Origin of the sequence: Clostridium hydrogeniformans DSM 21757, from assembly GCF_000686705.1 — a bacterium.
Lineage (GTDB): Bacteria > Bacillota > Clostridia > Clostridiales > Clostridiaceae > Clostridium_Z > Clostridium_Z hydrogeniformans.
This window is the reverse complement of record NZ_JMLJ01000003.1, coordinates 50,036-64,538: the sequence shown is the minus strand read 5'-3', so window position 1 is coordinate 64,538 and position 14,503 is coordinate 50,036. Positions and strand designations below refer to the sequence as shown.

Below are 14,503 nucleotides of genomic sequence, written 5' to 3'. Positions count from 1 at the left end.
TTTAAGTGAAGATATAAGAGGAAAGGTAGGTGAGGGTTTTGATTTCTAATTAGGGGAAAATTTTTTATGGTTTTAGAAATCAAAATTAATATGTTAAAAAGAATACATAATCCAGATATCTATCATGGAAATAGAAGAAAAAAGAACTTTTTTGAAGGATGGTATTTTAAGTTAGTGGATAGATGGGGGAAGGAAAGCCTTGCATTTATACCAGGAATTTATAAGGGAGAAGATAAAGGGAAGTCTCATAGTTTTATACAAGTGCTTCAAGGAAACAAATGTAGTTATAATTACATAAAATATAAGGAAGAGGATTTTATATATTCTAAAAATAAGTTTAACATAGCTATTAGAAAGAATTTATTTAGCCTAAATTCTATAAATATAGATTTACAATTTAAAGATTTATATGTTAAGGGTGTTCTTAGATTTAAGAATATAAAAAAGTGGCCAGATACATTTATAAATCCAGGAAGTATGGGGTTCTATAATTACTTTACTTTTATGGAGTGTTATAGCCAGGTATGTGCTTTAAATGGAGAGGTTCAAGGATATTTAGAGGTGAATGGAGAAGAAATAGATTTTAATTTAGGAAAAGTTTATATAGAAAAAAATTGGGGCAGGGAATTTCCAAATTCGTGGATATGGATTCAAAGTAATTCTTTTAAAGAAAAAAATGTATCTATCACATGTTCTATAGGAAGGGTACCTTTTATATTTGGAAGCTTTAGTGGATTTTTAGTTGGGATAACTTTAGAAAATAGATTTTATAGTTTTACTTCAATAAATAAGAGTAGAATGGACTTTAAAATAAGGGGGAGGGATGTAATTATAACTTTCCTAAGAGGAAATCTTTTACTTACTATAGAAACCTTTAGTGATAATAAAGAATTTATGTTATGTATGGGACCTAAGGGAAAGTCTATGATTCCCCTTGTTTATGAGACTCTTAAAGGAAGGGTAGTAATGGAGCTTAAGAATATAAAAACTAATGAAATTATATACAAAGGAGAAGGAAAGGCTGCAGGAATAGAATATGGGGGAGAGTTTATGGATAATTATAAGTTGTAGAGCTTAACATATAAAGTAATTAGTAGTTATAGAATATATTATAGTTTGTAGGGAGTCTAAAGAGGATTTATTATTTACTATGTTGTAGATATAAAAGTATGTTGTAGATATAGAAGTATGTAGTAGATACAGAAGTATGTTTTAAATATAAAAGTATGCTGGAAATATGAGAGTATATTATAGTAAAGTGGTAGAAAGGAATTTTAGATTTATAGATATATCTATGTTTAAAGTATAGAAATATATTTCAATAGTGTAGATTTATGTATTAAACGTAGAGGTGTGCATTAAAGGTATAAGGAGGAAATATGAATATAGCTATTATTGGAGATACCCATGTTAAAAATAGATTAGATAGACTAAGAAGATTTTTAGAGGAAAATATACAGGGATTTGATCTTATAATACATGTAGGGGATATTTTATCAGAAGAAGCTTTAGACTTAATAGAGAGTTTTAATAATACAGTAGCTGTATATGGAAATAATGATAAAGACCCCATAAGAAAACGGATTTCAGAAAAAGAGATATTAAATATAGAGAATTATAAAATTGGAGTTTTTCATGGAAGTGGTAAAGAGAAAACTACAATGGAAAGATCCTATGATGCTTTTTTAGGAGAAGATATGGATATTATATTGTTTGGACATTCCCATAGTCCACTTATTAAAACCCATAAAGGAGTACTTATGATAAACCCAGGATCCCCAACTCATAAAAGAAGGGAAAGGCTTTATTCTTTTGCAGTTTTAAATATAAATAAAGAAAATATAGAAGCTACTATTAAGTTTTTCTCATAATTATAGTTATTTTATATAGAGTGTAGGATATATGATTGAGGATTCTATACTTAAGAACATAGGAGTATATGAAAAATTATAAAGGAAAGAACCCACATATATATGGTATAATAACTAGTATTATATAAATTAATTAAAATTAGATTAATTATAGATATTAATGTAACCTGTATAAGAAAGGAATTTTAACATGGGAAAAATATTAGTTTTAGCAGAAAAACCTTCTGTAGGTAGAGAAATTGCTAGAGTATTAAAATGTAATAAAAAAGGTAATGGTTTTATAGAAGGAGATAAATATATTGTAACATGGGCATTAGGTCATTTAGTAACCTTAGCAGATCCAGAGGTTTATGATGAAAAGTATAAGACTTGGAAGTTAGAAGATTTACCAATGTTACCGAAATATTTAAAGCTTGTGGTTATTAAGCAAAGTGGAAAGCAGTTTAGTGTGGTTAAAGCACAGCTTAATAGAAAAGATGTAGAGGAAATAGTAATTGCTACTGATGCTGGTCGAGAGGGCGAACTAGTAGCAAGATGGATACTTGAAAAAGCCGGGGTTAAGAAACCTATAAAAAGACTTTGGATATCCTCCCAAACAGATAAGGCAATAAAAGATGGATTTAGAAATTTAAAACCTTCTTCTCAATATGATAATCTATACAAGGCAGCAAAATGTAGGTCAGAAGCAGACTGGGTTGTAGGATTAAATATAACTAGAGCTCTTACCTGCAAACATAATGCTCAATTAACTGCTGGACGTGTGCAATCTGCAACCTTAGCAATGATAGTAAATCGTGAAGAAGAGATAAGAACCTTTAAGCCAAAGAATTACTACGTAATAAATGCTAAGGCAAAAGGTTTTACTCTTCAATGGAGAGATAAAAATAATAATAGTAATATTTTTGAAGAGGATAAGGTAAATAAGATTCTATCTTCTACTAAGGGGAGAGAAGGAATTGTAGCTAATGTGACTGAAAGCTATAAAAAGCAATTTGCTCCAGCTCTTTATGATTTAACAGAACTACAAAGAGATGCTAATAGGATATTTGGATATTCAGCAAAACAGACCTTATCCATAATGCAAAGGCTATATGAAAACTATAAAGTATTAACCTATCCTAGAACAGATTCAAGATATATTTCTACTGATATAGTTGAAACTCTGCCAGATCGTTTAAAAGCAATTTCAGTGGGAAGCTATAGAGCTTTAGCTACAGAAATTTTAAATGGAAAGATAAATCCTCATAAAGGATTTGTAGATAATAGTAAGGTTAGTGATCACCATGCCATAATCCCAACAGAGGAGAGAGGAAATATAGGGCTTTTAAGTAGTGAAGAAAGACACATTTATGATTTAGTAGTTAAAAGATTTTTATCAGTAATGCTACCACCTTATGAATATTTACAAACTACAATAACTACAGAAATTAATGGGGAAACCTTTGTAGCAAAAGGAAATGTTATAAAGTCAAAAGGTTGGAAAAAGGTATATGATAGAATAGATGAATTAGCTGAAGATGAAGAGGATAAAGATAGTCAAGTATTACCTGTAATTAAAAAAGGGGATACATTAAATATACTTTCAGTTGAAAGTAAAAAGCAACAAACAAAGCCACCATCAAGATTTAACGAGGGAACACTTCTTTCAGCTATGGAAAAACCTCAAAAGTATGTAGCAGTAGATAAAGTTTCTGCTAAAACCTTAGGGGAAACTGGAGGTATAGGAACAGTTGCTACAAGGGCTGATATTATAGAAAAGTTATTTAATATGTTCTATATAGAGAAAAATGGAAAAGAAATAATTCCAACAGGAAAAGGAAAGCAACTTATAGAACTTGTACCAGAAGAACTAAAATCACCTTTAATGACAGCTAAGTGGGAATTAGCATTAGAACTTATAAGTAAGGGTAAAAAAGACCCAAAGGCTTTCACTGATGAAATGAGAGAATATGCATGTGAGCTAGTAAAGGATGTTAAGGGAAGTAGTGAAAAGTTTAAGCATGATAACATTACTGGTAAAAAGTGTCCAGAGTGTGGTAAATATATGCTAGAAGTAAAAGGAAAACATGGGGTAATGAATGTATGCCAAGATAGAGCTTGCGGACATAGAGAAAATGTAAGTAAGTTTACTAATGCAAGGTGCCCAGAATGTAAAAAAAGATTAGAGCTTAGAGGGAAGGGTGATGGCCAAATCTATGTTTGTCCTAATTCTAACTGTAACTTTAGAGAAAAAGCATCTGTATTTAGCAAGAGATTTGATAAAAATGATAAGGTAAATAAGAGAGAAGTAAATAATATAATGAAAAAGATGAAAAAGGAAGCAGAGGAACCATTAAATAATCCTTTTGGAGATTTAATGAATATGTTTAATAAGGATAAATAAGTAAAGGGAAGTAATGAAACTCATTATTTAAGATAAAGTATATCTTAAATAATGAGTTTTTAGAATTCAGTTGTATCTAAAGATGATATGAAACAAGAACTAAAAGAAAGCTCATTAAGTAGACATAGCTAAAAGTTAGTTTATTTTCTACTTAACGAGGAAATTTTGCAATGATTATAATATAGAGTAAACAATAACATATGATATGAAAATTATATAAAACTAGAAGATTACGTATATGGGGTAATATGTAAATTGATATCATAAAACTCTTAAATTATAATATTAAAAAACTAATAACCAAGGCAAATATCTTACATATTAATTCTTTGTTTTAGTATATTTATACTTATGTACATAAATTTAAAAATAAACTTATTATTTTAAAACAGATAGAAATAAAGATAAAGAGTTGATGATATTCATGCTTAGACTTCATCTTAAATTAAAGTTAAATAAATAGCAGTGCTTATTATTTCATAAAATAGAATACATTTTTTAAAATTAAGCTATAACTATTTAATTTACTCTCCATGTTCTTAAAAGATTATTATCTATACTTTTTATTATTTCTCTCCATTCAAAGCAGTCACGTATAATTTTGCTGTACTTACCATTACTTAATTCCATATCAGCATCAATCATATTTGTTACGACTTTAGAGTAATAAAGGTTATTAGGAGATGTTTTATCCCATGTTAGCGCCATTAGTTTTCCAAAGTAATCTCTTGCATCTAATAATGCAGTTTTAAATTCTTCCTTTTTATCTTTAAAGTGCTGTTTAAACTCCTCTTCAATGCCTGGTAGTTCAACTTCATCAGCATGATAAGATCTTTTAGCAAGATTTTCAGGAATTGTTCCTTGTTCGATAAGATTATGCTCATATATTTCAACCAATACATCAAATGCACCACCAGAAAATGGTAAAGATAAATCATGTTCTTCTGTTACATCTAACATGTCTGACATTTTCATATCATTAAATACACTTCTTATAGATTCACTTTCGTTTAATTCCCCTACACGTGATAGCTCGTTTATTGAAAAAAGGTTACCTTTTGTGTTATCTAATAGATGATTTAAGACACTATCAAAATGAAGTAAGGAAACTATGCTTATTAAATCACCAAAAGCTTCATGATGTCCACCATATTCATATGTTTCACTTTCTTCTGAGTCTGGAAAACCGATAACTTCATATTTTATTATATGACCAAGTTCATGCGCAACAACATCAAAGTTTTCGCAATAAGGATTTTCAAAGTCAGTAGATAAATGATTCTTTCTAGGAAATCCGAACTCAATGAATCCGTATCCTGCATGGGCATTATTCCAAACTATACGTGGAATTATTTCTAAACGTGAATAATGAGCGCGGAAAAACCAAGGAATTGCCTTACCAAAATAATCCTCCCATATATCAAGAACACGTCTAATTGAAGCATACATAGATGTAGACCCAAAAGCTCTATCTTTAGGATCTATATAATCAAAGTGTCCCTCAGAATCGGGTTCAACATTAGGATAATGTTGCCCACTATAAGGGGGAAGATATGGATGATCATAAGGATTTTTATTCTTTGCATCAATGACATACATTCTATCATCTTGTGGGCCAGCTTTAATAGTCCCTGGTTTAGAATTAATATATATTAATTCAGGTTCATTAAAGCCTTTCAAATTTTTATTTTGAGGATATACACGGAATCGAGTTCCAGTTTCTGATAGTTTAGTATCTAATTCTTGTGACATTATAATTCTCCTTTCAACTATATTATTTTGTTTTTATACAGTAGTATTTAATACTGCATACTAAAAGATTATAGTGTCACTTATAGAGTCTCTGTTATCTTTATTTTTATACTAGTGATTTTTAAATTAAAATAAATATTATGGTCGTGACTTAAGCTAAAATACATTAAATTCCTTCTAAAAGTTTAATATATAAACAATTAATTTCTATTAATTATAACAGATAAAAAATATTTCAATAAAGTTCTATATGTTACCTATAGTGCATTTGAATAATAAGTTATATATAGTGCAATATACATAATGTTTGTTATTAAGGTGGTGGGAAAAGTTTATTATAGATTGTATAGTAAATTCTTTCAGATAAAAATATAAATATATCTAAGGAGAGAAAATTATGAAAAACAATATAACTACTTTATTAATTGTTAGGCATGCAGATATAGATATTCCAACAGAAATAAAAGATGATAGAAACATAATCTTGAATGAACGTGGAGAAAAGCGAGCTGAAAATTTAGCTAAAGTTGTTGGGAAGGCTCCTGTAGTAGTTTATACAAGTACTGTTATTAGGTCAATACAAACAGCTGAACCTTTGCTAGAAAAACTATCTATTGAAAATAGAAAAAATGATGAGTATGAAAAAATTGTAGAAGATATTTTATTAAACTATGAGGGAAAAGTAGTACTAATAGTTCATCATTCTAATTCAATACCAAAGATTATAGAGAAATTTACTGGAGAAAGTAATCATGTTATTAATGGATTTGATGATTTCTATATAGTTAATTTTTATCATTCTGAGGATATTGAAAGCAATCATGCAAATGTTATACATTTAAAATATGATGTTTAAATAGAAATAAAAATTTGATTTTTAAGTTTATGTTAAGCTAATAATATAAAAAATAAAGATAATTATAGTAGTTTCTTCTCAAGAATATTTTGCAGATCTTATTAAGAATTTTAAGTATATTAAAATTTATCTCTTTAAATAAAATTTTTATATAAGATAATATAACTTATAATAAGGGTTTATTTCAAATTTTCAATAAAATTTGAAATAAACCCTTTATTGTACTTGGCATGAAAAATTAAAGACTAATTAACTTAAAAGCTCGTCTATCTTTTTTTCAGCCTCTTCCTTCTTTAAGATACCTAATTCTTGATGTTTTTCTATCTTTTTTATTGCCTCAAAGTTATCTATGGTTTTTCTAAGTTCTTGGATTCTTTTGTTATAGGCAGCCTTATCTATGTCTTCCAATACAAGAGCTTTATCTAGTTTTTCTTTCTCTTTTAAGAAGTCTTTTTCAAGGGTAGCTTTTTCTTTTAAAATCTTTTCTTTTGCAGCTTTTTTTTCAACTTCTATAATTTCATTATTTAAGTTTTGTATTTCTTCATAGATATTTTTAAGGTTATTTAGTAGATTTTCACTATCTATATTATCTTTATCCTTACAGTTAAAATGATCATAGGCGATTGATTTTCCGAGTTCTGTGTAGCCAGACTCCAGTTCTTTCTCTAAAGATTTAATCTTTTCTTTTAAATTATCCACAGATTCTAGGTTGTTTTTTGATAGGGTAGAAGAATTAAAAATCTTTTTTATAAAAGACATACAAACCCTCCTTTATATAAAATTAAAATGCCATAGTAGGCATATACATTTAAATATATGAATATACTTAGAGATAAATTACAACTATATGAAAAATATATAATAATTTATTTATGTAGGTTGACATAGCCTGATGTAACCGTTATACTAATAGTAGTATAACGAATTTGTAAACAAAAACACTATATTCCCCAAAATATATTGTTAAAAAAGTGGTTAGAATAAATGAGGTATCATTATTCTAACCACTTTTTTATGTTTATTAGATTATATACAATCTTAGGGATTTTTAGTGATGAGGAAGAATTAAATTCATCTAGAATAACATGAGGAAATTTTTATAAGGAAAATTAATATGACACAACAATCATATATATTTAGAGGTATGAATATAACTCTAGGTAGGTTATATTCACAAAGGGGAAATTAGAATTTATTTATGTGGGTTGACAGAATATAATGCATTCGTTATACTAATAGTAGTATAACGAATTTGTAAACAAAAACACTATATTCCCCAAAATATATTGTTAAAAAAAGTGGTTAGAATAAATGAAAGTATCATTATTCTAACCACTTTTTTTATAAAAATTAAAGGTAAGTCTAGTAAGTTTTAGGATATAGTTATTTATAATCATGAAAATAAGAATCAAAAATTTCATTAATAGCTTTTTCGCAACTAGAGTAAAACATAGAATATCTACTCATAAGTTCTTCGGCTTCCTTTGTAAGCTCAGAACCACCCCCGTGAGCACCTCCAGTTTTTCTTATTATTAGAGGAAATCCTAATTTTTTTTCAATGCTTTTTATAAGGGTATGAGCCTTGTTATATGAGATACCATAACTTTTAGCAGCTTCAGATAAGGAACCTTTTTCTTTAACTCCATTTAGTAATACATAGGGACCTTGTCCAAAAGCTTTACCATCCTTATCTAGCCATATTTTATATTTTACATCAAACAAAAGTAACATCTCCTTAAAATAACATTAGGTATATTAAACTATATTATTGATTATAGAAAAGTACAGTTAAACAATGCTTAAGCTTATAGAAAAGAAAAGTTTTTAGTAACTATTAATTTATATATATTTTAACCCAAATAATTGAAGAGTTAAAGCATTATAGAAAGTTTATATAATGTGTTAAAGATTATTTTAGAGATAATAAAAAAAAGTATAAATATTTAACAAGTAAAAGAAAATAAGAACTTAATAATTAAAATTATTAAGTAATAGGTTTACAAATTATTAATTTTTAAATATTAAGACGAATATACAAATAAATCCTTATAAAATCATTTGGATATTAGAGAAACTTATATATAATTAATGAATATTTAGGAAAAATTTAATAATATTTTTTAAAATATAATAAAGCAAAGAAAATAGAAGAATTCCCCTAATATATATGGGTTAGATAGTAATATTTAATAATAGTAGAAGTTAAACACTAATGATTTTTTTTAAAGATTGTGTTAAAATTTATACTTGGGATGTAGAAAAATGTTATATGAGAGAGAAAGATTTTGTGGAAAATACCTATTTGATATAAGGTATGCTTATATTGAATAAGTGAGGTTTCCGGTGATTATAATATGGTTATTTATGTAACCTATTATAATTTGTTACAGTATCTAGGGGGTTTCTATATTGATATATGGGTTAAGGAAATTTCTAAAAAGAGATACTTATCTGTATTATAAGAAATTCACCTTATTTTAGGTAAAGATTCAAGATAATTAAGGTAAACTTAGGAGGATACTATGAAAAGTGTAATAATTAATGGAGTAGCTTTAGAAGTTCAAGATAATATAACCATATTAAAAGCAGCTAAAGAAAATGGGATAGACATATCTACTTTATGTTTCTTGAAGGATTGTAATGATGTAGGAAATTGTGGAGTTTGTGTAGTTGAGGTAGAGGGAAAAGATGAATTAGTTACAGCTTGTAATACTTTTGTAGAGGAAGGTATGGTAATAACCACTAATTCTGAAAGAGTAACTGAAAGAATAAAAGAAAGAATATCTAATATGCTAGATTCTCATGAATTTAAGTGCGGTCCTTGTAAAAGGAGAGAAAATTGTGAGTTCTTAAAATTAGTTATAAAGCATAAGGCAAGAGCTTCAAAGCCATTTTTACCTGCAGATAAATCAGAATATATAGATGACAGAAGTAGGTCTTTAGTTATAGATAGATCTAAGTGTGTAAAGTGCGGAAGATGTGTGGGAGCATGTACTAATAAAACAGGTACATCTACTATAAAATTTGTAGATAAAGATGGAGAAAAGGTAATAGGAACAGAGGGATTAAAATGTTTCGATGAAACTAGCTGTTTATTATGTGGACAATGTGTAATTGCATGTCCAGTAGATGCTTTATCAGAAAAGAGTCATATGGATAGGGTGAAATCTGCATTAGAAGATACTGAAAAGCATGTAATTGTAGCTATGGCTCCATCAGTAAGAACCTCTATGGGAGAGTTATTTAAGATGGGTTATGGGGTGGATGTAACAGGAAAATTATATACAGCATTAAGAAATCTTGGATTTGACAAGATATTCGATATAAACTTTGGAGCAGACATGACTATAATGGAAGAGGCTACAGAGTTTGTTCAAAGAGTTAAAAATAATGGACCTTTCCCAATGTTTACATCATGCTGTCCAGCTTGGGTTAGACAGGTCGAAAATTACTATCCTGAACTTTTAGATAATATATCTACAGCTAAATCACCACAGCAGATATTTGGTGCAGCTACTAAGACTTATTATCCATCTATAGAAGGATTAGATCCAAAGAGTGTATATACTGTTACTATAATGCCTTGTACTGCTAAAAAGTACGAAGCTGATAGAGAAGAGATGGAGAATGATGGTTTAAGAAATATAGATGCTGTTATAACCACTAGAGAGCTTGCAAAAATGATAAAGGATGCAAAAATAGATTTTGCAAAACTTGAAGATAGTGTAGTAGATCCAGCTATGGGAGAGTATACAGGAGCAGGAGCTATTTTTGGAGCAACTGGCGGAGTTTGTGAGGCAGCTTTAAGAAGTGCTAAAGATTTTATTGAAAATAAGGAATTACAAAACATAGAGTATGAAGAAGTAAGAGGACTTAAGGGAATAAAAGAAGCAGCTGTTGAAATAGGTGGACAAGAATATAATATAGCAGTAATAAATGGATCTTCTAACCTGTTTGAATTTATGAAGTCTGGAAAAGTCAATGAAAAACAATATCACTTTATAGAGGTAATGGCATGTCCAGGGGGATGTGTAGATGGCGGTGGACAACCTCATGTAAGTGCTGCAGATAGAGAGAAAGTAAATATAAGAGCGGTGAGAGCATCAGTACTTTATAATCAAGATAAGAATCTTAAGAGAAGAAAATCTCATGAAAATGAAGCTTTAATTAAGATGTATGAAACTTATTTTGGTAAGGCTGGAGAAGGACTAGCTCATAAGCTTTTACATTTAAAATATAAAAAGTAAAGAGCCATTTAAATTAATAGGATTAAAATCTTATAGAAACCCTCTAACTTTTGCTGATTTTTAGTAAAAGTTAGAGGGTTTTCTTTTATTATAAATTATAAGTTAGAAATAATAACATATTATCTCTTAATATGCTATTCTCCTTTACATAAATTACCTCATTATAAAATTAATCTAAATTCTTAAGTTATTAAAGAGAATCTAGCAATCCTTTTTACCTATTGCTTTTAAGGGGGATGTAAGTTTTATTATTAGCTTTATACTTAGAGTATTATTACAATCTATTTTGTAACAAGTAATCAATTTTAACATTATTCCTTAAAAAAGCTTAAAGTATAACTTTAATACTTGTCTATCTAGTAACCTAATTATAGGACATGAGGTTTTAATATTATGTAAACTGTTTAGAAAAATAAATGTATTTTTACATAAACTTATGGGAGAGGAGTATAATTATATTAAATAAATAAGGAAATATATGATTATAAATTATAGAATGGGGGAGATTTATGTATAATATGTTTTTAAGGCTCTTAGTTGCAGGAATACTAGCGGGACTTATAGGAATTGAAAGAGAACTTAGATCTAAAGAAGCGGGGCTGAGAACGCATTTTTTAGTAGGTATTGGTAGTGCCTTAATAACCATTGTTTCAAAGTATGGGTTCTATGATATATTAGGACTTGATGGTATTGGCTTAGACCCAAGTAGAATAGCAGCACAGATTGTAAGTGGAGTTGGATTTCTTGGAGCAGGAACAATAATACTTCAGAAACAGGCTGTTAAAGGTCTTACTACAGCAGCAGGAATATGGGCTACATCTGGTATCGGTATAGCTGTAGGGGCAGGGCTTTATGAGATTAGTATATTTTCTACAGTATTAGTTTTAGTAGGACTTGAGATACTTCAAAAATCATTAAAGACTATTTTAAGAGGACAAGTTGATATGGTGATAGATATATTAAAAGAATCTAAAGGGGACATAATTAAATCCATAGAAGAATGTAAGGGAAATGTAATTTATTATAAGTCTAGAAAAAGTCGTAATAATGGGGAGGAAACTTATACTGTGGAGTTAAAAGTTAGGCTAAAAAAAGAAGGTAAAGCCTTAGATATTATAAGAAAGATAGAAGATACAGATGGGGTTATTAGTGTAGAAGTGGAGAATATATAAGTAGAATCAATAATTATCAAAATAATAAAATTTATCATGATGATAATAAAATTCTAATAATGATAATTATTTTTATAAAATCAGGAGATATTTTTACATTATATTATATAGGAGGTAGATATTTTTCCTATAGGGAAATTATCTAAGGAATTTTAAAGTTAAGAAAAAGTTTACAAAAATAAATCTATTAATTTAAATTAAGGATTATAATAAATAAGTAAAATAAGGAGTAAGAAAGAGAGTAAACACAGATAAATCAATAGAGCAATAGTAAAAAGTAGAATAGATATAAATTTATAAAAAGACAATTACTAATTTTGGATTGAAAATTGCTTTATAAATTTAGTGCTTAATTTTTATTAGGTAAAAGGGTTAGAGATAAATAAAGTAATTTAGCTAGGTGATTAAATTAATGTATATGAATATAATGACTTTTCTTTATAGGACAAGGGCTACTATCCTAAAGGTCAAAAGCATTAATTATAATTGATATAACATTTAATTCATATAATTAGATGAGTTTATGGATTTTTATAATGTATGAGGAAGATTAAAAGTCTAGCTTTAGTATATATTTTATATTGTATTTTAAATAAGGGGGAAGACAGATGAGGACTTTAATAAAAAACGGGACTATAGCTACGGCTTCCGATGTTTTTGAGGGTGATATTTATATTGAGGATGGAATTATAAAAGAAATAGGCATTGATCTAAATATGGAAGTAGATGAACTTATTGATGCAAATGGAAAATTTATTATACCTGGTGGAGTAGATGTACATACTCATTTTGATTTAGATGTGGGAATAGCAAGAGCAGCAGATGACTTTTATACAGGAACAAGGGCAGCAGCTTGTGGAGGTACCACATCGGTAGTTGATCATATAGGATTTGGTCCTGTAGGATGTAAACTTAATCATCAAATAAATGAGTATCATAAATTAGCAAAGGATAAGGCAGTAATAGATTACAGCTTTCATGGAGTTATACAACATGTGAATGATGAAGTTTTAAACGATATGGAGGAACTAGTTAAAGAAGGAATATCAAGCTATAAATTTTACTTAACTTATGGATTTAAGGTAAGTGATGAGGAGGCTTTTAAGGTACTTCTTAAGTCAAAGGAAGTAGGCTCTATAGTAACAGTTCATCCAGAAAACAACGATACTATAAATTATTTAAGAGAAGATTTTGTAAAAAAAGGATTAAAGGCTCCTATTTATCACAGTAAGAGTAGACCTGTAGAGTGCGAAGGAGAGGCTATAAATAGAATGTTAAATTTAGCTTCATTAGCTTCAGATTCACCTTTATATATAGTTCATTTATCTTGTAAGCTTGGGTTAGATTATATAAAAATGGCAAGGGAAAGAGGACAAGAAAATGTTTATGCAGAAACATGCCCTCAGTATTTATTATTAGATGAAGAAAGATATAACCTTCCAAATAATGAAGGGTTAAAATATATAATGAGTCCTCCATTAAGAGAGGAATATAATAAAGAAGCTCTATGGGATGGTATTAGAGATGGATCTATACAGGTTGTAGCCACTGACCATTGTCCTTTTAACTTCAATAAAGAAAAGCAGCTTGGAAAAGATGATTTTACTAAATGTCCAAATGGAGCACCAGGTGTAGAAGCAAGAGTTCCTCTCTTATTCTCAGAAGGAGTAATGAAGAATAGAATATCCATAAATAAGTTTGTAGAAGTAATAAGTACAAACCCAGCAAAAATCTTTGGATTATATCCAAAGAAGGGAAGTATAATGGCTGGATCAGATGCAGATATAGTAATAATAGATAAAGAGAAAAAAGTAACTATAACTAAGGATATTCTTCATGAAAATGTGGATTACACACCATATGAAGGATTTGAGGTTCAAGGGTATCCAGTACTTACTATGGTTCGTGGTAAGGTTGTAATGAAGGATAATGAATTCTTTGGAGAAAAGGGTTATGGAGAGTTTATAAAAAGAAAACCATATTGTAAGAATTAAAACTTAACAATAATTAAATCTAAGACTTTACTGCTAAATCTAATAAGATTAGTAGTGAGGTCTTTTCTTTATTTTACAAAAATTTAAACTATAATAGACTGTTTAATACTTTATGGAATTGATAAAATTGTTAATTTATATACTAATGTTTTATTAAAATAATTAATAGAACATGTTATATTGATTAATATTGACAATAATAGCTTTCTGTAATATCCTATCTTAGGG

Annotated in this window: 10 protein-coding genes; 7 read left to right on the top strand and 3 right to left on the bottom strand. The window is 28.4% G+C overall.

The window, feature by feature from the left end; all coding sequences use genetic code 11:
* Window positions 1-66 precede the first annotated feature (66 nt).
* From BR69_RS0100260 to BR69_RS0100250, 3 genes are all read left to right on the top strand, one after another.
* The gene (locus BR69_RS0100260) at window positions 67-1,071 is read left to right on the top strand and encodes a tocopherol cyclase family protein (protein WP_207640742.1); all 1,005 of its coding nucleotides are present in this window, start codon (window positions 67-69) and stop codon (window positions 1,069-1,071) included.
* Window positions 1,072-1,379: 308 nt separating this feature from the next.
* Window positions 1,380-1,871 carry a metallophosphoesterase family protein gene (locus BR69_RS0100255; protein ID WP_034848972.1) on the top strand — a complete coding sequence of 164 codons (492 nt, stop codon included), beginning with the start codon at window positions 1,380-1,382 and terminating at the stop codon, window positions 1,869-1,871.
* Between the two features lie 190 nt (window positions 1,872-2,061).
* Entirely contained in the window at window positions 2,062-4,254 is a 2,193-nt protein-coding gene (locus BR69_RS0100250; RefSeq protein WP_027631371.1) for a DNA topoisomerase III, read from the top strand.
* A gap of 519 nt (window positions 4,255-4,773) precedes the next feature.
* Here the strand turns inward: BR69_RS0100250 and BR69_RS19575 are convergent.
* Window positions 4,774-6,006, bottom strand: coding sequence for a gluzincin family metallopeptidase (locus BR69_RS19575; RefSeq protein WP_051623419.1), 1,233 nt, complete (start codon window positions 6,004-6,006; stop codon window positions 4,774-4,776).
* Window positions 6,007-6,403: 397 nt separating this feature from the next.
* Between BR69_RS19575 and BR69_RS0100240 the strand changes: the two genes are divergently transcribed.
* A complete protein-coding gene (locus BR69_RS0100240; RefSeq protein WP_027631370.1) occupies window positions 6,404-6,862 on the top strand; it encodes a phosphoglycerate mutase family protein in 459 nt (152 codons plus the stop codon).
* Between the two features lie 249 nt (window positions 6,863-7,111).
* Here the strand turns inward: BR69_RS0100240 and BR69_RS0100235 are convergent, their stop codons facing one another.
* Together BR69_RS0100235 and BR69_RS0100230 are read right to left on the bottom strand one after the other, a co-directional pair.
* A complete protein-coding gene (locus BR69_RS0100235; RefSeq protein ID WP_027631369.1) occupies window positions 7,112-7,621 on the bottom strand; it encodes a hypothetical protein in 510 nt (169 codons plus the stop codon).
* 624 nt (window positions 7,622-8,245) lie between these two features.
* The gene (locus BR69_RS0100230; protein WP_150112238.1) at window positions 8,246-8,584 is read right to left on the bottom strand and encodes a winged helix-turn-helix domain-containing protein; all 339 of its coding nucleotides are present in this window, start codon (window positions 8,582-8,584) and stop codon (window positions 8,246-8,248) included.
* A gap of 800 nt (window positions 8,585-9,384) precedes the next feature.
* On the opposite strand from BR69_RS0100230, the gene BR69_RS0100225 reads away from it, so the two are divergent.
* The 3 genes from BR69_RS0100225 (at window position 9,385) to hydA (ending at window position 14,275) form a co-directional block, all read left to right on the top strand.
* On the top strand, window positions 9,385-11,109 hold the full coding sequence (locus BR69_RS0100225) for a ferredoxin hydrogenase (RefSeq protein WP_027631367.1): 1,725 nt from the start codon (window positions 9,385-9,387) through the stop codon (window positions 11,107-11,109).
* A 509-nt stretch (window positions 11,110-11,618) separates the two neighbouring features.
* Entirely contained in the window at window positions 11,619-12,281 is a 663-nt protein-coding gene (locus BR69_RS0100220) for an MgtC/SapB family protein (protein ID WP_027631366.1), read from the top strand.
* A 608-nt stretch (window positions 12,282-12,889) separates the two neighbouring features.
* Complete coding sequence (hydA, locus tag BR69_RS0100215; protein WP_027631365.1) at window positions 12,890-14,275, top strand: dihydropyrimidinase; 1,386 nt, start codon at window positions 12,890-12,892, stop codon at window positions 14,273-14,275.
* The last annotated feature ends 228 nt before the right edge of the window (window positions 14,276-14,503 follow it).